This window comes from Clostridia bacterium (assembly GCA_035561135.1).
Lineage (GTDB): Bacteria > Acidobacteriota > Terriglobia > Terriglobales > Acidobacteriaceae > DATMYA01.
This window is the reverse complement of sequence record DATMYA010000051.1, coordinates 18617-37779: the sequence shown is the minus strand read 5'-3', so window position 1 is coordinate 37779 and position 19163 is coordinate 18617. Positions and strand designations below refer to the sequence as shown.

The 19163-nt window shown below is 56.4% G+C and carries 20 protein-coding genes; 17 read left to right on the top strand and 3 right to left on the bottom strand.

Annotation, left to right across the window (positions count from 1 at the left end):
- Positions 1-15: 15 nt before the first annotated feature.
- The 15 genes from VN622_10595 to VN622_10525 all read left to right on the top strand — a co-directional run bounded on the left by VN622_10595 (position 16) and on the right by VN622_10525 (position 13916).
- Positions 16-1326: a GNVR domain-containing protein gene (locus tag VN622_10595; protein HWR36306.1), complete on the top strand. Its 1311-nt coding sequence runs from the start codon at positions 16-18 to the stop codon at positions 1324-1326.
- Between the two features lie 7 nt (positions 1327-1333).
- Positions 1334-2602 carry an O-antigen ligase family protein gene (locus tag VN622_10590; GenBank protein HWR36305.1) on the top strand — a complete coding sequence of 423 codons (1269 nt, stop codon included), beginning with the start codon at positions 1334-1336 and terminating at the stop codon, positions 2600-2602.
- Positions 2603-2614: 12 nt separating this feature from the next.
- Entirely contained in the window at positions 2615-3829 is a 1215-nt protein-coding gene (locus tag VN622_10585) for a glycosyltransferase (protein HWR36304.1), read from the top strand.
- Between the two features lie 71 nt (positions 3830-3900).
- Positions 3901-4566, top strand: coding sequence for a TylF/MycF/NovP-related O-methyltransferase (locus VN622_10580; GenBank protein ID HWR36303.1), 666 nt, complete (start codon positions 3901-3903; stop codon positions 4564-4566).
- A gap of 11 nt (positions 4567-4577) precedes the next feature.
- Entirely contained in the window at positions 4578-5786 is a 1209-nt protein-coding gene (locus VN622_10575) for a glycosyltransferase family 4 protein (protein ID HWR36302.1), read from the top strand.
- Between the two features lie 25 nt (positions 5787-5811).
- The gene (locus tag VN622_10570) at positions 5812-6540 is read left to right on the top strand and encodes a nucleotidyltransferase family protein (GenBank protein ID HWR36301.1); all 729 of its coding nucleotides are present in this window, start codon (positions 5812-5814) and stop codon (positions 6538-6540) included.
- Complete coding sequence (locus VN622_10565) at positions 6537-7568, top strand: GHMP kinase (GenBank protein ID HWR36300.1); 1032 nt, start codon at positions 6537-6539, stop codon at positions 7566-7568. The genes VN622_10570 and VN622_10565 overlap by 4 nt, the downstream gene beginning before the upstream one ends.
- The gene (locus VN622_10560) at positions 7546-8157 is read left to right on the top strand and encodes a D-sedoheptulose 7-phosphate isomerase (GenBank protein HWR36299.1); all 612 of its coding nucleotides are present in this window, start codon (positions 7546-7548) and stop codon (positions 8155-8157) included. The genes VN622_10565 and VN622_10560 overlap by 23 nt, the downstream gene beginning before the upstream one ends.
- Positions 8135-8668: an HAD family hydrolase gene (locus VN622_10555; GenBank protein HWR36298.1), complete on the top strand. Its 534-nt coding sequence runs from the start codon at positions 8135-8137 to the stop codon at positions 8666-8668. The genes VN622_10560 and VN622_10555 overlap by 23 nt, the downstream gene beginning before the upstream one ends.
- 68 nt (positions 8669-8736) lie before the next feature.
- A complete protein-coding gene (locus VN622_10550) occupies positions 8737-9501 on the top strand; it encodes a sugar phosphate nucleotidyltransferase (GenBank protein HWR36297.1) in 765 nt (254 codons plus the stop codon).
- Positions 9498-10547, top strand: coding sequence for a dTDP-glucose 4,6-dehydratase (gene rfbB / locus VN622_10545; protein HWR36296.1), 1050 nt, complete (start codon positions 9498-9500; stop codon positions 10545-10547). Before VN622_10550 ends, rfbB begins: the two co-directional genes overlap by 4 nt.
- Before the next feature lie 6 nt (positions 10548-10553).
- The gene (gene rfbC / locus VN622_10540) at positions 10554-11108 is read left to right on the top strand and encodes a dTDP-4-dehydrorhamnose 3,5-epimerase (protein HWR36295.1); all 555 of its coding nucleotides are present in this window, start codon (positions 10554-10556) and stop codon (positions 11106-11108) included.
- A 14-nt stretch (positions 11109-11122) separates the two neighbouring features.
- Positions 11123-12055, top strand: a complete 933-nt coding sequence (gene rfbD / locus VN622_10535) for a dTDP-4-dehydrorhamnose reductase (protein HWR36294.1) — start codon at positions 11123-11125, stop codon at positions 12053-12055.
- Between the two features lie 118 nt (positions 12056-12173).
- Positions 12174-13562: an undecaprenyl-phosphate glucose phosphotransferase gene (locus tag VN622_10530; GenBank protein ID HWR36293.1), complete on the top strand. Its 1389-nt coding sequence runs from the start codon at positions 12174-12176 to the stop codon at positions 13560-13562.
- 27 nt (positions 13563-13589) lie between these two features.
- The gene (locus VN622_10525; protein ID HWR36292.1) at positions 13590-13916 is read left to right on the top strand and encodes a hypothetical protein; all 327 of its coding nucleotides are present in this window, start codon (positions 13590-13592) and stop codon (positions 13914-13916) included.
- A 145-nt stretch (positions 13917-14061) separates the two neighbouring features.
- Here the strand turns inward: VN622_10525 and VN622_10520 are convergent, their stop codons facing one another.
- The 3 genes from VN622_10520 to VN622_10510 form a co-directional block, all read right to left on the bottom strand.
- The gene (locus VN622_10520; GenBank protein ID HWR36291.1) at positions 14062-14310 is read right to left on the bottom strand and encodes a hypothetical protein; all 249 of its coding nucleotides are present in this window, start codon (positions 14308-14310) and stop codon (positions 14062-14064) included.
- Between the two features lie 266 nt (positions 14311-14576).
- Positions 14577-14813 (bottom strand): anti-sigma factor, encoded by a 237-nt coding sequence (locus tag VN622_10515; protein ID HWR36290.1) that lies wholly within the window; start codon positions 14811-14813, stop codon positions 14577-14579.
- Positions 14810-15436, bottom strand: coding sequence for a sigma-70 family RNA polymerase sigma factor (locus VN622_10510; GenBank protein ID HWR36289.1), 627 nt, complete (start codon positions 15434-15436; stop codon positions 14810-14812). Before VN622_10510 ends, VN622_10515 begins: the two co-directional genes overlap by 4 nt.
- A gap of 241 nt (positions 15437-15677) precedes the next feature.
- On the opposite strand from VN622_10510, the gene VN622_10505 reads away from it, so the two are divergent.
- The gene (locus VN622_10505; GenBank protein ID HWR36288.1) at positions 15678-16736 is read left to right on the top strand and encodes a hypothetical protein; all 1059 of its coding nucleotides are present in this window, start codon (positions 15678-15680) and stop codon (positions 16734-16736) included.
- A 14-nt stretch (positions 16737-16750) separates the two neighbouring features.
- Positions 16751-19105: a transglycosylase SLT domain-containing protein gene (locus VN622_10500; GenBank protein HWR36287.1), complete on the top strand. Its 2355-nt coding sequence runs from the start codon at positions 16751-16753 to the stop codon at positions 19103-19105.
- The last annotated feature ends 58 nt before the right edge of the window (positions 19106-19163 follow it).

Genomic DNA, 19163 nt, shown 5'->3' with positions numbered 1-19163 from the left:
CGCCGAGATGGAGACATGGAAAGCACTGTATTTGACGCTAGCCAGGAGAGACAAGCGCCGAACGAGGGCGCGGTGAACAATGGCGGCTCGGATCCCCGAGAACGAGAGATGAGCTACATACGGCTGCTGTGGCGACGCCGGCGAACACTGTATCGTGCTGCCACATACGGGCTCCTCGCGTCCGTTGTCATTTCTCTGTGTATTCCAAATTGGTATCGTGCGCAGACTCAGTTGATGCCGCCGGACGGTGCCTCCTCGAATCCTCTGGCGATGCTGTCTGCCTTTTCGGGAGGCAGCCCAGCCATGGGAGGACTTGCCAGCAGTCTTTTCGGAATCAAGAATACGGGCGATCTCTTTGTGGGTATTCTGCACAGTCGCACTGTCCGGGATGGACTGATCAACAAATTCGATTTACGAAAAATTTATCGAACTAAGTATTACGAGACCGCACGAAAAAAACTCGGGCAGAAAACCGAGATTTCGGAAGACAGAAAGAGCGGAATCATCACGATCAGCGTAACCGACAAGGACCCCAAGCGAGCGGCTGAGATGGCACAAGAATACGTTGCGCAACTGGATCGCTCTGTCGCCCAACTGAGCACCTCGTCGGCGCACCGGGAACGCGTTTTCCTCGATGAACGGCTGCGAGCGGTAAAGCAGGAGTTGGATATAGCGGCTAAAGACCTGAGCCAGTTTTCGAGTAAGAATACGACCATCGACATCAAAGAGCAGGGGCGCGCGATGGTCGAGGCGGCAGCCTTGCTGCAAGGGCAACTCATGGCTGCCCAAACTGAACTCAGCGGGCTGGAAGCCATTTACACACCGAACAATATACGCGTCCGATCTGTTCAGGCGAGAATCGCAGAGTTAAAGAAACAAGTTGAGAAGTTGCGCGGCTCTGATGCGAGCCTCGCGGGTCCCGACGCCTCCGGTTCATACCCGTCCATTCGCAGCCTTCCCATCATTGGCGTGACCTATGTTGATCTCCTTCGCCGAACGAAAATTCAGGAGGCGGTGTTCGAAACCCTGACGAAAGAGTACGAACTGGCGAAGGTACAAGAAGCAAAAGAAATCCCAACTGTGAAGGTTCTGGATGCCGCCGTTGTTCCCGAAAAAAAATCCGGCCCACCTCGAACCATTCTCGTCCTTGTAGGAACGGCACTCTGCTTCATGTGCGCATCGCTTTGGGTTCTTGCGGGAGAACGATGGGCTCGCATGGCGGATGACGACTCTCGAAAAGTATTGTTACGAGAGGCAGGCAGCGCAGTCCGTCCACTTCTGGCTCGCTTCGGTAGCCGCAAGCTTGTCGTCACACAAGAGAAGTAACCGGGCGATGGCGAATATTGCACAACCACGGCCAGCCGACATCCGCCGCCCCTGGTGGCCGCTACCACTGCTCCTGTTTTCGCTACTGTTGGGCGGTACCAATGTCGCGTTGTCGGAGCGCGCCCCTGTCATTCTTGTTTTTGACGTCGTCATGCTGGCGCTCGTGTGCGTGCTGAGTGTCGAGATGGTGTTTGGGCAGTACTGGCCCGACCTTACGGATACAACGTTTCTTAGCATTGCCGTAGTTTGCCTGCTTGCGCATATGATGTCGTCTTTCGCGAACCCAAACGACATCTTCAAAAGCCTGGTCTCAACGAAAGTCTTCGCCTTTGGAATACTCGTTTATGTTCTTGCATTTCTGCCCGGTTATGAGCGGAAAATTCTTTCTACTCTGGTGCTCTTCGGCGGCGTGACAGGACTAATGCTGCTTTATGGCTTTGTCTCTGGATGGAGTGCTGTCTTCGAAGGAGAAGATACGGCGCGTGCGCTCAAGAACCTCGTTGAGCTTCCTATGGGCCAGCACAACTACATCGCCGCAATACTTGTGTTTCTTTTTCCTATTGGGGCAGGTCAGGCCAAGAGAGAGCGTGGCGCGAGGCGGTGGATCGCAGGTGTTGCCTGCGCCTTTATGCTGCTTGGGCTGTTCATTGCCATGTCAAGAGGCGCGTTTCTCGCGCTGATCGCATCAGCGGTGCTGTCATTGCCTTTGATGTTGCGGGCCGGCCTCAAGTTCAAGCACATCGCAATTGTTGTGGTTGTTCTTGCCGCGGTTCTGCTGTTATTACCAGACGAAATGGTATCGGCAAACACCGTTCTGTTGATGGAACGAATCAATCAGCCCGATTTTGATCGTTTTGACATCTACCGCCTAGCTTGGAATGCTTTCCTCGAGAACCCGTTGCTGGGGGTCGGCCCAGGACAGATTGTCAATTTAACGGCTGCGCTCAGTATCGATAGCATTCGACTTACAGCACACAACTTCGTTTTGAATTCGCTCTCAGAGCTCGGACTTGTTGGCGCCATACCCTATTTCGCTCTCGTGGGACTGGTCGTCGTCAGAACATATCGGTTGGCTGCAAGAACGCTGACCGCAGTACCGTTGGGGCTGTGGGTCGGCTTGCTGGCCACCATGCTTGCAAATATCGTGGATGTTCCGTTTGCAGGCCAGCACTACCTTGCATTGTTTTGCACAATAGCCGCTCTCGTGAAGTTGCTTTCGCGCGACTTCCAGGGCGAAGCCATAACGCCCCAGGCCGAAGCAAAGGGAACCGTTTAGTCCAGCTTTCAAATGCGCCTTCTATTCGTAACGCATTTCCTGCCGTATCCGCCGAACGATGGTGGACGGATCGGGTATTTCAACCCGATCAAATATCTGTCGCGCAAACATGAGATCGTGCTGGTGTCATTCGCCGAAGCAGACGACGCGGACAACATACGAGCTCTGCGAGATTACTGCGCTGACGTTCGGACCATAGGGGCTCCAAAAGGAAATCGCTACTCGCGACTGGTGAAGGGCCTCTTCACAGACCCGCCCGGAAGTGCCGGAACCTATTTCGATCCGCGCATGGGCGAACTCATACGTGCGTCGGTGCGCGATTTCGATACCGATTTGGTCGAGTTGCAACACCTGAACACTGCGGCCTATCTGCCATACGCGGCTGGAGTGCCGGTGATCCTGCGCGAGCACAATGTGGAATACAAAGTCTGGGAGCGGCACGGCCAGCACGCCCGCAGCATTATGGAAAGAATGTTCGTGCGGCTCTGCACGCCACGGATTCGCCACTATGAGGCGCGCATGGCTGGAAAGTTTGCACGATGCATCACGGTTAGCAAGGCGGACGAACGCTATCTGCGCGAGATTGCTCCTGGCGCGAACACGCTGACGATACCGTCGGGTGTTGACACGGAGTACTTTGCACCGGCGACGAACGTAGCGGAAGAGCCATGCACGATGGTCCTGACAGGCAGCTTCGAGTGGAAGCCGAAGCAGCACAATCTTAGAGTGCTTGCAACCGAGATATTTCCTCGCATCAAGGCGAAGCTGCCGGAAGCGAAACTGTACATAGTGGGCAAGGGAGTTCCCGAGAGCTTGAGGCGGGAGGTTGAGGCAAATGGCGCGGTCGTAACCGGACCTGTGCCGGATGTCCGGCCTTATGTGCACAGCGCGACCTTGGTGCTGAATTACCTCGAGAGCGGCGGTGGAATTGCGCTGAAGGTGCTTGAGGCTATGGCGATGCGCAAGCCCGTGCTCTCGAACGCGCTGGGCTGCGAGGGAATCGATGTCTCCGCCGGCAAGGATGCTTTCATTGCTGACGGCGTACAGGAGTTTGCCGACGCCGCAGTGTTGCTGCTCGGCAATCGCGGTCTGCGCGAAGAACTAGCGAATTCTGGTTATGAGATGGTCAAGCGCAAGTATGCGTGGACTCACCTCGCTGGTGTCTTCGTGCAGTGCTACCAGTCGGTGCTGGGGCAGGCGGTAAATGCCCACAGTATGGGCGAGTGAATCAATAGTTTGATTTCAGAGTTTTACTTCGCAACTTCACGTCAAAAGGGCGCTCTCAAATGGCGGCACTTATGAAAGTTCTTACCCGCTTCTACCCACATATGAGGTTTCCTACGTACAACGACAAGGCATGCAAGGCCGTGTCGTCGAACGGGGATCCCGTGCGCTTCTCAACAATAGCGCTCGCACTGAAGCGTATCGACACGGATGAAGTTCCGGGCGAAATTGCAGAGGTTGGCGTGTGGCGCGGCGATACAAGTCGGTTTATCCGCACTTGCACTAATCGAGAACTTCACCTGTTCGACACCTTTGAAGGGTTCCCGAAAGATCAGCTCTCGGAATGTGAAATCATGCACGCCGGTGACTCGAAGCGGTTTCGTGATACGAGCGCACTTCGACTACGGAGTAGTTTGCCGGATGCGATCATTCATCCGGGCACCGTCCCAGAGACGCTGGCCGACGTCAGCGGAACTACGTTCGCGTTCGTGCTGCTTGACCTTGATATCTACGAGCCTACCGCAGCTGCTCTGGAGTTCTTCTATCCGCGCATCTCCCGTGGTGGGTACCTGATGGTTCACGACTACAACTCTCCGGAATCGAACTACGCAATGAAACGGGCGCTGGACCCCTTCCTTCAGGACAAACCGGAGCACCTCGTTGAGATACCCGATCTGTGGGGCAGTGTCCTTCTTCGCAAGGTCACAGCGTGCCAACGCGAGATTGGAACGAATCAGTAGGCACCCAATCGATGCGCATTCTCTACATCCTTCCTTTTGTGCCGTGGCCGGTTCGTGTCAGGTCCTACAACCTGATTCCGCGACTGGCACGCGAGCACTCGATTGATCTCGTATGCCTGGCCACGTCTGCGCAAGACATGGGCAGGCTTGATGAGGTGCGCAAATATTGCGCCAGCGTTCGTGTTTGTGGACACAATAAGTTCGGAGCCCTCGCACGTACGGCCATTTCGCTGCCGACAAGACGGCCGCTTCGGGAAGCATTTTTCCAATCGTCTGCGATGCGGCGGGAGGTTGGGGACGCAATCGCGCAGAATCAGCCAGACGTGATTTACGTCGAGCGCTGGCGGGCGCTGCAGTATGTACCGCAGGAGTGTCGCGTCCCGATCGTTTGCGATCCGACGGATTCGATGACGCTCTATAACCGTCGGCTGATGTCGGCAGGATGCTGGTGGGAGCGCATCATCGGCACGGAAGAGTATTTGAAGTTCCGCAGCTTCGAACCGAAGTTGGCGCGTCGCGTGGCTTCTGCTGTGTTCTGCTCCAACGTTGACAAGGAATCCGTCCAGGCGCTCGCGCCGGATGCCAGTTGCGTGCAAGTAGCCAACGGCGTCGATTGCGACCGCTTCTACCGGAAGTCCGAGGGCGAAGAGGACCCGGAAACAATCTTCTTTTCGGGCGCTTTTGGATACCGTCCTAACCGCCACGCCGTTCGCTACTTCATCCAGCACGTGTACCCGCTAATTCGGCAGGAGAGGTCGAACGTGCGGCTGGTTCTTGTGGGAAACCAGGCAAGCCGTTTCCTCTTGAAGGAACATCGTGGCACTCCGGGTCTCCAGATTACGGACTTTGTTCCGGAACTGCGCCCAGCGCTTGCAAGTGCGACTGTCTCAATAGCGCCCATTGTTGTAGGTGCGGGAGTCAGCAACAAGATACTGGAGGCATTCGCTGTCGGCACGCCGATGGTGGCGACGCAGATGGCTTGCGGTGATTTGCCGGTCAGGCATGGTGAGCATCTGCTGCTTGCCAGCACTCCGCGGGAGTTTGCCGACAATACCCTCGCGCTGCTGAGTAACCGCGAACTGAGGGAGTCGCTCGCGAATGCCGGGCGCAAGCTGGTTGAGGAGCAATACGATTGGGAGATCGTCGCCCGTCACATGGAATCGGTTCTAATGCAGTGCGCTGGCGTAGATACGTCGATCGCAGCGGTGGCCAGCCGTTAATCTCGCCTCAGGAAAATTTACACTCATGAATGACACGCCAGCAGTGATTTTGGCCGGTGGCCTGGGGACGCGCCTTCGTTCCGTGTACCACTCTGGTCCAAAGAGCATGGCTCCCGTTGGGGGCCGCCCATTCCTCGAGTACCTGCTCATGCAGTTGAAGAACTGCGGCGTGCGAGAGGTCATCTTATGCGTCGGGTTCAAGCGCTCATATATTCAGCGCTGGGCAGGCAAAGGACGACGCTGGGGTTTGGACCTCCACTATTCTGTCGAAGGCGAACCGAAGGGAACTGCGGGAGCGCTGAGTCTAGCCGCGGACAAGATCGGCAAGCGATCATTTCTCTTGCTGAATGGCGACTCCATCGTTGATTGTGATATCGCGACGATGGTTTCAGCACACAGACAGAGGCGCGCTCTCGTGACCATGGCGCTCCCGGCGGTTTCGCACAGTGGGCGCTACGGCTCCGTGCGACTTGATAATGACGGTTGCGTCCGCGCATTTGTAGAGAAGCAGGCACGCGGCGACGCTGATGTCACGCAAAGCTCGCTCATCAACGGCGGAGTTTATGTATTTGAGCCAGAGGTTCTAGATCTCATTCCGCAAGGCAGGCAGGTTTCGCTCGAAAAAGAGATACTTCCTTCGCTCGTCGGCGACCGTTTTCTCGGCTTCAAGACGACGGGCTACTTCATTGACATAGGCGTGCCGGAAGACTTTACAAGGGCCCAGTCGGAGCTCAGGGAGCACTTTCAGTCATGATCATTCGAGCCAAGGCACCACTCCGCGTCAGCTTTGCTGGCGGAGGAACGGATGTGCCGCCTTATCCCCAAACTCATGGCGGTTGCGTTTTGAACGCCACAATCGACAACTTCGCATGGGGAAGCCTTCGCAGCAGGCCCGATGGCATTATCAAAATCGAGTCCGTTGATCTTGATCTCTCGATGGAGTTCGAAGTCGGCCAGGATCTGGTTTTTGATGGAAAGCTTGATCTGGTCAAAGCCGCGCTGAAAAGATTAGGCGCACTTAACTCGCATGGTTTCGACATCTTCCTGCACTGCGATGCGCCGCCGGGCTCCGGCTTGGGCTCGTCGTCGGCGCTGATGGTCGCCCTAGTCGGATTAGTGAAGGAATTCAAGAGCCTTCCGCTCACGAACTACGAGGTGGCTCAACTTGCATACAGCATCGAGCGGGAAGACCTCGGCATTAAGGGCGGATTGCAGGATCAGTACGCGGCTGGTTTCGGCGGCTTCAACTTTATCGAATTCGAGAAGGATCGCGTTATCGTGAACCCGCTTCGGATCACGCCCGACGTTTGCAACGAACTCGAACACAACCTGCTCCTGTGTTACACGGGCACAACACGCCGTTCAGACCGCATCATTGAAGATCAGACCAGCCGTTTCACCGAACAGCAGGGAGATACGGTCGCAGCGCTCGCCGCTCAGAAAGAGCTGGCGGTGACGATGAAGAACGCGCTGCTGCGACACCAACTCAATGAAATGGGCGATCTGCTGCATAGCGCGTGGGAGACCAAGAAGAAGATGTCGACGCGCATCAGCAATCCACATATCGACGAAATGTACGAGGAAGCTCGGAAGCACGGTGCCCTCGGCGGAAAAATCACAGGTGCAGGCGGCGGCGGATACATGATGTTCTACTGCGAGTTTGAGAAGAAACACAAGGTCGCGGAAGCCTTGCGCAGAATGGGAGCCACTCCAACCGAGTTCGCGTTCGAGCCGACTGGACTGCAGACGTGGAGGGTGCATGAAGCCCGCAGCGGCGCATAATGCGGTCCTGGCAGCGAAACGAATCGAAGAAAGCATCGCCGTCAAGCAATTGCTTTTGAACGATGCTCGATTCCTGCAACAGGTTACTGAAGTCGGCATGCTCATGGCCGACTCTCTCCGAAAAGGCGGGAAAGTCTTCTTCTTCGGTAACGGCGGCAGCGCGGCCGATGCACAGCATCTCGCGGCAGAGCTGACCGGGCGGTACCTGCAGGAGCGCACGGCCTTGGCTGGCCTTGCGTTGAATGCGAACACCTCGGCACTGACGGCGATCGGGAACGACTATTCCTTTGACCACGTTTTTGCGCGCCAGTTGCAGGGATTGGCGGTGCCGGGCGATGTTGCTCTCGGTATCAGCACAAGCGGGAACTCGCGCAATGTGCTCCAGGCCATGCGGGTTGCCGAGGAGAAGGGGATGCTCCGGATTGGGTTCGCCGGGTTCGACGGCGGACTGCTTCGTTCCGCTGTCGACTACTGTCTCTGTATCCCTTCCAGCGACACGCCCCGAATTCAGGAGGCTCACATCCTTACCGGTCACATCCTTTGCGAAATTGTGGAAAGCGAGCTCTTTGCGAATAGCGATATTTCTTGACCGCGATGGCGTGCTGAATCGTAAGGCGCCGGAAGGACAGTATGTTCGACGCTGGGATGAAATCGAACTCCTTTCTGGATCGCTCGAAGCGGTTGCACAATTGACGCGCGCTGAATACGAAATCTTCATCGTTACAAACCAGCGGGGAATCGCGCGTGGTCTCGTGTCGCGGCAAGATGTTGAGGACATTCATCATCGCGTATCTGAAGCGGTCCGCCAGGCCGGCGGACGTATCTCCGCCGTTTACTGCTGTCCACACGATTACGCAGATGCCTGCGAATGCCGCAAACCGAAGCCCGGCATGCTGCACAGGGCAGCATCTGAGTTCGGGATCGATCTGCGCGGATCATGGATGGTGGGCGACAGCGAGTGTGATATCGAAGCAGGCCGAGTAGCCGGTTGCCGCACCGCTCTGGTGAGCATCCATCCGAATGGCTTTAGCGCGGATCTGGTTGGGCCTGATCTTCTGAGTGTTGCTAAGCAGATCATTCGTTTTCTCGCAAAATCCTAATCTCGAAAAATCCTCGGCCACAACCATCAAGCGCAGGTGTGGGCGACTATTAAGCCAATGGAGGCTTCATGAAAGGCGTAGTTCTGGCCGGCGGGACCGGGAGTCGTCTTTTTCCGCTGACGAAGATCACGAACAAGCACCTGCTGCCTATATACGACAAGCCGATGATTTTCTATCCAATCCAGACGTTGGTGAACGCTGGCATCAAGGAAATCATGGTAGTCACAGGCGGAAGAAACGCGGGCGATTTCCTGCGCTTACTGGGTAACGGACGCGATTTCGGGCTGAAGCGCCTGCACTACAGCTACCAGGATGGCGAAGGCGGTATTGCAGAGGCTTTATCTCTCGCGGAAGACTTCGCCGATGGCGAACCCATCTGTGTCGTACTTGGGGACAACTTGATTGAGAACAACATCTGCGGTGCCGTGGCCAGCTATTCTCAGCAGGAGCGAGGCGCCAAAATTCTGCTGAAACAGGTTCCGGACCCGCAGCGCTTCGGAGTGCCGGAGCTACGGGGCAGCAGCGTCGTACGCATTGAGGAAAAGCCGTCCTCTCCTCCGTCGGACTATGCCGTGATTGGTATCTATCTCTATGATTCCACGGTCTTCCAGAAGATCAAGCGCCTAAAGCCATCGGGCCGCGGCGAACTGGAAATCACCGATGTAAACAATTTCTACATCGAGGATGATGCGCTTTCGTATGACATTCTCGATGGCTGGTGGACCGATGCTGGGACATTTGATTCGCTGCTAAAAGCCTCGAATCTGGTTGCCCAGAGCGGAGCAAACAAGTTGCCGCAGGAAACGCACGCCGTCGCAGGAGCGGGACGATGAAGCTATTTGTGACCGGCGGCGCCGGATTCATCGGGTCGAACTTCATACGGCATGTCCTCGGAAAAGATGCGGGCTACTCGGTTGTCAACTACGACAAGCTGACCTATGCCGGCAACCTGCAAAACCTCGCCGCGTGCGACGTTAACCCGAGTTATGAATTTGTCCGGGGCGATATTTGCGATCCGAACTCGGTCGCCGCAGCCATGAAGTGTTGCGATGCTGTCGTGCATTTCGCTGCTGAATCTCATGTTGATCGCAGCATCTTCGATCCGGGCCCGGTTATAGAGACCAATGTCAACGGCACATCCTGCCTGCTCAATGTGGCGCGCGGGCTCGGAGTAAGCAGGTTCCTTCATGTATCCACGGACGAAGTGTATGGAGATATGCCTCCTGGCGCTGTTGCCGACGAGCGCTTTCCCATAGTGCCCAGTAGCCCGTATTCGGCAAGCAAGGCAAGTTCGGACCTTCTTGTACTTTCGTATGTTAGGACGTATGGGTTCCCGGCAATCGTTACACGAGCTTCCAACAATTACGGCCCGTACCAATTCCCGGAGAAGTTCATTCCCCTGATGATCTGCAATGCAATGGGGCATCAGAGGCTACCGGTCTACGGAGACGGCTTGCAACAACGCGACTGGTTACACGTTGAAGATCACTGCCGTGGTCTGCTTGCAGTTCTCGAACGTGGGGAAACCGGGGAGGTCTACAACATCGGCGGTGGGCAGGTGCGCACGAACTTATGGATGCTGCGCGAGTTGCTGAAAATTCTTAACAAGCCGGATGATTTGTTGGAGCACGTTACGGATAGGCCTGGCCACGACCGCCGTTATGCGCTGGATAGCTCGAAGATGCTTAACGACCTTGGCTGGCAGCCGACGACCGACCTGGAGCAGGGCCTTCGTGAGACGGTGCACTGGTATGCCAGCAACAAAGACTGGGTGGCCTCTGTCCGCAGTGGCGATTATAAGAAGTACTACGAAACCTATTACGTGAACAGGACGGCGACCCTGAGGCAGTTTGCGCAGACCGCCAAAGCCGACGACTAACAACTCATGGAACGAATTGAACTAGATATCCCGGGCGTTTACCTCTTTAAGCCTCGCGTGTTCACCGATGATCGCGGCTTCTTCTTCGAGAGCTATCGGCAGGTGGAATTTTCTGAGATGGGCGTAACCCACGCCTTTGTGCAAGACAATCATTCCCGTTCAGCCCGAGGCACCATCCGAGCGCTGCACTACCAGCTTGTCTTCCCACAGGCGAAATTATGCCGTGTGGTGCACGGAGAAGTGTTTGACGTTGCCGTTGACATCCGCGTTGGATCTCCGAGCTTCGGACGATGGGTTGGCGCAATTCTTTCGGCGGAGAACAAACAACAGTTGTACATTCCCGAAGGGTTTGCGCACGGTTTTTCCGTACTCTCGGAGAGCGCCGAGTTTCTGTACAAGTGCAGCGAGTACTACCACGCCGAGGATGACCACGGAATCGCGTGGAACGATCCGTCGCTTCACATCGACTGGCACCTTCAGGATCCTATTCTCTCTGCCAAGGATCGGCTTTACCCTCGCCTGGATCGAACGCCAAAGGAATTGCTGCCATCCTACCGCTAACACAACAAAAACTTTTGCTGATCGGTAAGAATGGTCAGCTCGGAATCGAGCTGCAGCGTGTACTGGCGGACGCAGGCGCCGTGGTGTGCGGACTTGGCAGGGCCGAATTGGACTTGGCGGACATCGCTGCGATTCGGTCTGCTGTCCGCACATTCGCTCCGGCCATCATCGTGAATGCAGCTGCCTACACAGCCGTGGACCGCGCTGAGAGTGAACCGGAAGTCGCTCGCAGCATCAACGCGATTGCGCCGGTGGTAATGGCGGAGGAGGCTGCGAAACGTGGTGCGGCGCTCGTACACTATTCGACCGATTATGTATTCGCAGGTACGGCCACGGCTCCTTATACGGAAGAAGACGCCACCGGTCCGTTAAGCGTGTACGGAAGTACGAAGCTCGCGGGCGAGCAGGGAATACGCAACTCGCAGGCAAGGCACGTTATTTTCCGGGCAAGCTGGATCTACTCCGAGCATTCAAAAAACTTCTTCCGAACGGTGCTTCGCCTATCGCGCGAGCGCGAGCAGCTTCGCATCGTCAGCGATCAAGTCGGCAGTCCTACCTGGGCCAGGCATATTGCTGAAGCCACTGCAGCTATCTTGGCGAGGGAGAGCCTGTCGGCATATCCGCCGTTTGAATTAAGCAGTGGCGTGTATCACATGACGGCAGCGGGGCTGACAAGTTGGCATGGCTTTGCGACCGAAATCGTTTCTTTATGCCGGCAGAGGCTTGGCGACCAGCGATGCGAATTCGCGGTGAAGGACATCGTTCCAATCGCTTCTGCTGATTTCCCACTGCCGGCGCGTCGTCCAAAGTATTCAGTTCTCGCGAACAACAAATTAGCGGATGTGTTTGGTGTGCAGTTGCCATGCTGGCGCGAGCAGTTAGCAGGTCTTATCGAATGCTTGCACAGTTCACAAAACACTAATGCAATATCGGGCTTGCACCTGTAGTACCGGACCTTCCCTCGTGGTGCGGCGCAATCAATTCCCCAAATTTTCCTTGTAGTTTGGCCATTCGGTAGCCTCCAGAGAACTTACGCCTGGGGTGCCGCTCTCGTGGAGCACCGTCATGTTGCGAAGGCTGAATCTATACAAATTTTATCTGCGCGGCTTGTGCTACGTGCTACCGGCAATCGCATTTCTCCTTGCCGCGTTCTCGCGTTTCTATCTACAACCCTGGCTAGGTGCGGTCCAGCAATACTCATTGCCCGAATACGTCTTTCTCCTGGCGTTCCTCACCATGGCGTGGGCGATGGCCTCGGAGCATTACGGCATTACAAGCGTAGAGGAACTCTTTGTAGAGCGGACGGGAGTTCGCGCGGCGCTGAAGGCATCCGGTGCGACTTACATGCTCTGCTTCGCCGTGCTGTTCTTTTACAGAACCGCCATGTTCTCTCGCGCCTTCTTTTTGCTAAGCAGCGTGTGGCTACTGCTGCTTGTGGTGGCGCTCCGTGCGGCGTTCCGCTTGATCGTTTGTACGGAAGGCCGGCAGCATCGCCCTCTTCGCTTGTTGATCGTCGGCACAGACACCTTTTCTCGTCGTGCTATCGCGCGTCTCAAGAGGAGCTCGTTTCAGTGCGAGGTGGTTGCTTACCTGCGGCTCCCAGGCGAGGACACGGTCGTGCGCGATGCACCTGTTCACGACCTGAGCGAGATTAACGAATTGCAATTGTCGGGTGCGGTTGACGACATCGTGCTGGCGGTGCCGCCTGATCGGTTCATCGAGATCCCCGCGATCATGAGCGCATTGAAAAACCTGAGCATGCCCACACGCGTGGTCGTCGATCTTGGGCAAGGCGTCATTATTCGCGACAAGCTGTTCCAGGTCGGTCAGTTGCACATGCTGGACCTCGGCACCACACCTGCCGAGTCCATGAGTTACCTGCTCATCAAGCGCGCATTCGACATTGCATTTTCATCTCTGGTGATCCTGCTGAGCCTGCCACTCACGGTACTCATTGCGATTTTGATCAAGTTGACGTCGAAGGGGCCCATATTCTTCGTGCAGGAGCGAGTCGGCCTGAATGGGCGCGTGTTTCCGATGTTTAAGTTCCGGACGATGCGAGTCAGCGCCCCCAGCGAGAGTGACAGGTTGTGGACTACAGAGGACGATCCGCGGAAAACACCTTTCGGCGCGTTGCTTCGAAAAACAAGCCTGGATGAGTTGCCGCAATTCTTGAACGTGCTAACGGGTGACATGAGCATTGTAGGACCTCGCCCGGAACGCCCGCACTTTGTAGAGACCTTCATGAATGAAGTGTCGCAATACGGCGACCGGCACCGCCTGAAAGTCGGGATCACAGGCTGGGCACAGGTGAACGGCTGGCGTGGCGATACGAGCATCGAGAAGCGCGTGGAATGCGATCTCTATTACCTGCAAAACTGGAGCTTCGGTTTGGACATGAGGATCATTCTCATGACCGTTTGGACAGGGTTGTTCGGTAAGAACGCGTATTAGATATTGGAAAAGGGTTCGAAGAAGCAAATGCCTGCAAGGCTCGGTAATAATCCGCTGCTGAATATACGCGTGCTAATCGAACACGCCGAGAGCGAGTACGTTGCGTACTGTCTCGATCTGCAGGTCGAACTGCGATGCGGGAGTCTCCCAGAGCTCAAGCAGACGATTACTGCTACTATTGAAACCAAGCTGTTTCATGTCGCGCGGCAACGCCAGGTTTCGAACCTGTTCGTTCTTGCCGTCCCAGTAAGTTTGTGGAACCGGTGGATCCGCGCAACGTTGAAGAACGGGCAAGAGGTTGTGTTGTTGCGAGGCGAGGCATCCGCAGAAATCGTCTTCGCGATCGCTTCATAGCGTTATTGTCGTTCGTTTGGGGAGGGTGTCTCGGTGCGGTGCAGATGCCGCCAGGGTAAAAATGGGAATTCTCGCTCCTGCTCGCTGAACGAGACGCTGGCTACGGGGCACTTGGCCGACACGCACCCGCTTACATTGAATCAGGTTACGCAGCTTTGTTTGCGTAGGTCTCGACCGACTCGCCGCTTATGGCGGCAGCCTGCTTTGGCATGGCGGCTATCACTTTCATCTCTTCCCAGTTATATGGAAATTCCTTGCCGCAATCCAGGCACACGACGTACGTGCCCGTCAGGCTCGCCGCCTTAGAGCGACGCTTGCTGCCTTTTGCCGTGATCGGGAAACTGTAGTTCCGGTGCCAGCAGCCGAAAACCATATCGAAGAGATTGAAAATCATTGTACCCACCCCTTTTTGCTGCCACCCACCATTGTGTGGGCGAAAGCCAAGTACTGGCTTCAGGAACTTAGATTCCAAGTTGAGGTAAAAGGTTTCGAAACCAGGAAGAAAGAAAGGCTGCGGCGAGGAATATTGTTAGGAGTCGTTTCTATGTCACACGGAAACGCCATCAGAGCGGGCGCATATCACAACGAGTTGTGATGCCGGAACGGGCGCGAGACCCCGGAGGGCCTCGTTCATTGGTGCCGGCCAGCGAGCTTTATGCCCTATACCGGATGCTTGCACTTTTGAATGATGGCTGCGCGAAGACGGGAGCGCAGGTCGTCAGGGAGTTCGTAAAGCTCAGAGTCGCGATAGATTTCAATGGTTCGTTTAGTCGTATTGCAAACGACGTAACAGTTGTGACACCACTGTAGGTGATCCTCGAGTTCTGCCTTTGTGCGGGCATCCATCGACTCGTCGAGGTAGTCGGTGAGCTCTTTCAGAAACTCAGAGCAAGTCACTGTTTCCCATCCCCATCTCGTTGTTTGAAGTACTTATTCAACCGATCTCGCAATTGCAAGCGGGCACGGAGCAAACGTGACTTCACAGCGGGTACGCTCAAGTCGAGCGCATCGGCCGTCTCCTCCGTTGAAAGCCCTTCTACATCTCGCAGCACGAACACGGTTCGGAAACTGGCCGGAAGTCCCTGGATCGTCTTTCCCAAGATGTCCTTCAACTCCGCCTGGGTATACAACTGTTCAGGATTCGGAGCCCAGTCCGCGACTTCCCGCGGCATGCTGTCTTCGTCTGTCTTGATGTCTTCGTCCAGCGAAACCATCCGCTCGGGGCGTCGCCGCCGCAAGCGCATCAATGCTTCGTTGACCGCGATTCTAACCAACCAGGTATAGAACTTTGACTGACCTTGGAACTGCGGCAAGTTCTGGTACGCCTTCAAGAAAGCGTCTTGCACAACGTCTTCCGCATCTTCGCGGTTTTGCGTTATGTGTTGCGCTATCCGGAATACATTCCGGTCATAGCGCTTAACGAGCTCCTCGAACGCGGAGATGGCTCCTTGCTTCGCAGCCGCTACCAGTACCGATTCATCGCTGGTGGGCTCTCCTACTTTTGGTTGGATGGCTTCCATGCTTTTGTCGATTCAGATTTTCCGGTTTAAAAGCGTAATGCCAATGTGATGCCGCCAAGCCGGAAAACTATTGTAAAGGTTGCCTCGGAATACTGCCTCAATTAATTCGGGAGATGCTGTGCCGCACTGTGTGGCTTGGATTCCGGCCCAGGGGGCTCAGTACCTCATCGCTAAACTCGCAGCATCTGCGAGCGTTGACACTGGCCGCGCAGGCCATATAATCCGCCTTGCAAGGTGTTGCATGCTGGCGCCGGAAGTGGACCCAAACGTGGCCGATCTGAACAAGATTAGGGATTCCATCGAACGAGTTGTCACCGGAGTTCTACAGGAGCGCCTGACTGACGTGCGCCGCGACGTCGTCGTGCGCGTCATGGCAGAGGTGGAACCTGCGCTCGCCACTCCGCCGGGCAGTTCTCCCACGGACGTGCTTAATGCTGCGGTCCTGTCTGTTCAAGACGCGTCCTCGCAAACAGACATTTTGCGTGCGCTACTTGACGGAGGCGCCAGGTTTAGCCAGCGGTGCGGGCTTTTCGTGCTTCGCGGCACCATAGCCAGCGGTTGGCAGGCACGCGGCTTCGACGAGAGCGACTCATTCCGCACGGCGACCGTGGATGTGAGCAGAGGTCTAGGCGGACGCGTGCTGCACTCTCACACACCGGCGTCCGCGGCTGCTTTCGAGTTTGACTCCGCTTTCGCGTCGCGTTTTGGCGCACCTATCGACGGAAACGCCCTTGTTCTGCCGCTTGTTATCAAAGACAAAGTTGCGGCCCTGCTGTATTGCGACGGGGGAACGAAGGGTGCTGCCGGTCTTGATTCTTCCGCCATGGAACTACTCGTCCGCACGACTGGCCTGTGGCTTGAAGTGCTGGCTCTCAGAAAGACCTCCGCAGCAGAGAGCGCATCGCACGCCGCCCCTGCACAGCCTCCGGCTGCCACGGCCGCGCACGTCACTACCGCCCAATCGGTTCCGCCGCCGGTGGCTGCTAAGGCCGCGTACGCAGCACCTTCGACTCCTGCCCCTGCCGCTGCCCAAGAAGAAGACGAAGCCCACAACAAAGCGCGGCGTTTCGCCAAGCTACTGGTGGATGAACTCAGACTCTACAACCAGCAGAAGGTCGCGGAAGGGAAGCAGAAGCGGGATTTGTACGACCGCCTGAAGGACGATATCGACAAGAGCCGTGCCACTTACGATAAGCGCTACGGCGGCGCAATCACCGACGTGGATTATTTCAAGCAGGAATTGGTGCGAATCCTTGCCGATGGCGATTCATCTCTACTAGGCAGCAGCTTTCCGGGTTAAACTGGGAAGCAGAGATGAAACCCAGGTCCTCTTCTTCCGTAGTCCTGTTTGTACTGGTTCTGTTGAGCGTCGCGGCGTGGGCACAGTCCAGCCAGCGCGGCACAAAGAAGCTCTCGCCCAAGGCAAAGATAACCTCATCAACGGCTTCGCAGAAAAAGCAGGCGAAAACGAAGCAAGCCGTCAAATCGCCTTCCACGAAGGCGCGGGCGAATAAAGCTGCGCTCAAGCCGAAGCGGAAGAAGCCTGTCAGTTCGGCGCGGCTCCGTCGTGTAGCGCGAGCATTCGTAACTTCGGCGGACCTGAAACCGATGGCACGCCAATTGATCGAGAACCGCACGAGGGCAGCGTACTCCGGCGTTGAGGCTTATGCACGCAAGCACGCCGGCACGGACGCCGGAGCCCTCGCGTGGCTGGCCGTCGGATACGCTCACATCCTTGATCGCGATTACGACAAAGCACTTTTGCCGCTCGAAAAGGCACAGCCCAGAGCCGGAGAGCTTGGGGACTATGTTCTCTACTTCAAGGCCCTTTCGTATGGAAGTCGAGGAGACAGCGAGAAGGTTATCGCAACCCTCAAGGACTTCACGAAGACCTGGCCCGAGTCCGTGTTTCTGCGCGACGCGGTTGACGTTTATGGCGATGCCCTCGTAGCAGCAGGGCGTCCGAACGAAGCGGTTGAGTTCCTGGAAGCGAATCGCCAGCCTACCCGAGCCGATGTCGAGTTGGCGCTCGGCCGTGCTTACCTAAAGGCCGGAAATCCGCAAAAGGCCGCAGAGGTGCTTCGTCATATCTACTACACCATGCCTGGTAGCGGGGAAGCTGCGCAGGCGTCTACTCTGATTGACACAATCTCAGCCACTACGACACTCGCACCCGCATCTTTCAGTGACCGGATGCTGCGCGCGAGGTTGCTTGCGCAGTCGAATCGCTGGACCGATGCGGCGAGGGAAGATCGCGCGCTCCTGAACGACGCTCCGCCCGATCAGCGCGCGAATGTTTCGGTCGCGCTCGGTGTTGCGCTTAGGCGCAGCGGGAACGCCAGTGAAGGTCGCCGATTGCTCGAGCAGACCGAGGCCACTGGCGAGGCGAACGCTGAGCGTCTGTACAACCTCGGCGAGATCGCGCGTTCGGAAGATAACGAGAGCGCTGTCATCGACAACCTGGGCCAGATGCGTAAGACAGCGGCGACGAGTTCCTGGTTTGAAAGCGCGCTCCTTTCAGCCGGCAACATGTATTTGTTGAAGCGCGATTACGACAAGGCGATAGATCAGTATCGAGAGATTCACGAGCGGTTCCCAAATGGGCCGCGCGCTTCGTACGCGCACTGGAAGGCCACATGGCTCAATTTCCGCCAGGGCAGAAACGAAGAAGCCAGGCGCGAGTTCGAGAAGCATGTTGAGCAGTATCCAAGGTCAGTCGAGGTTGCCGCGGCGCTGTACTGGCGCGCCCGCCTGGCAGAAGAATCCGGCGATCTCGCAACGGCCCGCGCCTGGTACGCGAAAGCTGCCGACCGCTTCCGCAACTACTACTACGGACACCAGGCACGCGAGCGCCTGGCAAAGTTGGGCGAGAACGGAGCGACCGCTTCGGTCCCGCTCCTGGATCGCATCCCGTCGGTCCAGGCTCTTGGAGATGGCGCGCTGGTGGAGGATCCTCCGGGCGACGACCTTCGGGTACAGAAGAGCAAGTTGTTGGAGAACGCTGGCTTATTCGACCTCGCGATCAAGGAGTTGCAGCTAGCCTCCGGCGGTAAAGGTCCAAACTGGGCAACGCTTCAGATCGCGCGGATCTACCGCGAGTCTGGGCAGTACCACCGCGCATTGCAGTTCCTCAAGCGCGCTTTGCCCAGCTACTACGCTATGGATATCTCGGACCTTCCACGCCCCTATTGGGAGTTCCTGTTTCCGCGTCCCTACTGGACGGACCTCAGGAAGTTTTCGACGCAGAATAGACTCGATCCGTACCTCGTGGCTTCGTTAATCAGGCAGGAGTCTGAGTTCAATCCTGGCGCTATTTCTCATGCCAATGCATGGGGCCTTATGCAGCTGCTGCCAGCGGTAGGCAAGGGCGAGGCTCGTGAGCTGAAGGTCCGGCGCTTCAATACCGAACAACTGCTCATCCCCAACCTGAACCTACAACTCGGTACGCGCTTCTTCCGAGAGATGGTGGATCATCAGAACGGACAGATTGAATATGCACTGGCAGCCTACAACGCCGGCACAAATCGTGTACAAGACTGGTTAGACAACGGCAAGTATCGCGACGTGGTGGAGTTCGTGGAGTCTATTCCGTTCACCGAAACTCGTGAGTACGTGCAGGCCATCATGCGCAACGCCCAAGTCTATAGAAAGCTTTATCCCAACAACTAACGCGCAAAGGCCGGATTTCCAGCGAACACAAGGCATAAAAAGAAACCCCGCAACGATG

Bases quoted from the DNA above. Each gene is read 5' to 3' on its own strand.
- VN622_10595 (HWR36306.1), top strand. From the start codon at position 16: ATGGAAAGCACTGTATTTGACGCTAGCCAGGAGAGACAAGCGCCGAAC.
- rfbC (HWR36295.1), top strand. From the start codon at position 10,554: ATGGAACGAATTGAACTAGATATCCCGGGCGTTTACCTCTTTAAGCCT.
- VN622_10500 (HWR36287.1), top strand. From the start codon at position 16,751: ATGAAACCCAGGTCCTCTTCTTCCGTAGTCCTGTTTGTACTGGTTCTG.
- VN622_10525 (HWR36292.1), top strand. From the start codon at position 13,590: ATGCCTGCAAGGCTCGGTAATAATCCGCTGCTGAATATACGCGTGCTA.
- VN622_10590 (HWR36305.1), top strand. From the start codon at position 1,334: ATGGCGAATATTGCACAACCACGGCCAGCCGACATCCGCCGCCCCTGG.
- rfbB (HWR36296.1), top strand. From the start codon at position 9,498: ATGAAGCTATTTGTGACCGGCGGCGCCGGATTCATCGGGTCGAACTTC.
- VN622_10585 (HWR36304.1), top strand. From the start codon at position 2,615: ATGCGCCTTCTATTCGTAACGCATTTCCTGCCGTATCCGCCGAACGAT.
- VN622_10570 (HWR36301.1), top strand. From the start codon at position 5,812: ATGAATGACACGCCAGCAGTGATTTTGGCCGGTGGCCTGGGGACGCGC.
- VN622_10520 (HWR36291.1), bottom strand. From the start codon at position 14,310: ATGATTTTCAATCTCTTCGATATGGTTTTCGGCTGCTGGCACCGGAAC.
- VN622_10550 (HWR36297.1), top strand. From the start codon at position 8,737: ATGAAAGGCGTAGTTCTGGCCGGCGGGACCGGGAGTCGTCTTTTTCCG.
- VN622_10530 (HWR36293.1), top strand. From the start codon at position 12,174: ATGTTGCGAAGGCTGAATCTATACAAATTTTATCTGCGCGGCTTGTGC.
- VN622_10580 (HWR36303.1), top strand. From the start codon at position 3,901: ATGAAAGTTCTTACCCGCTTCTACCCACATATGAGGTTTCCTACGTAC.
- VN622_10575 (HWR36302.1), top strand. From the start codon at position 4,578: ATGCGCATTCTCTACATCCTTCCTTTTGTGCCGTGGCCGGTTCGTGTC.
- VN622_10510 (HWR36289.1), bottom strand. From the start codon at position 15,436: ATGGAAGCCATCCAACCAAAAGTAGGAGAGCCCACCAGCGATGAATCG.
- VN622_10560 (HWR36299.1), top strand. From the start codon at position 7,546: ATGAAGCCCGCAGCGGCGCATAATGCGGTCCTGGCAGCGAAACGAATC.
- VN622_10505 (HWR36288.1), top strand. From the start codon at position 15,678: ATGCTGGCGCCGGAAGTGGACCCAAACGTGGCCGATCTGAACAAGATT.
- VN622_10565 (HWR36300.1), top strand. From the start codon at position 6,537: ATGATCATTCGAGCCAAGGCACCACTCCGCGTCAGCTTTGCTGGCGGA.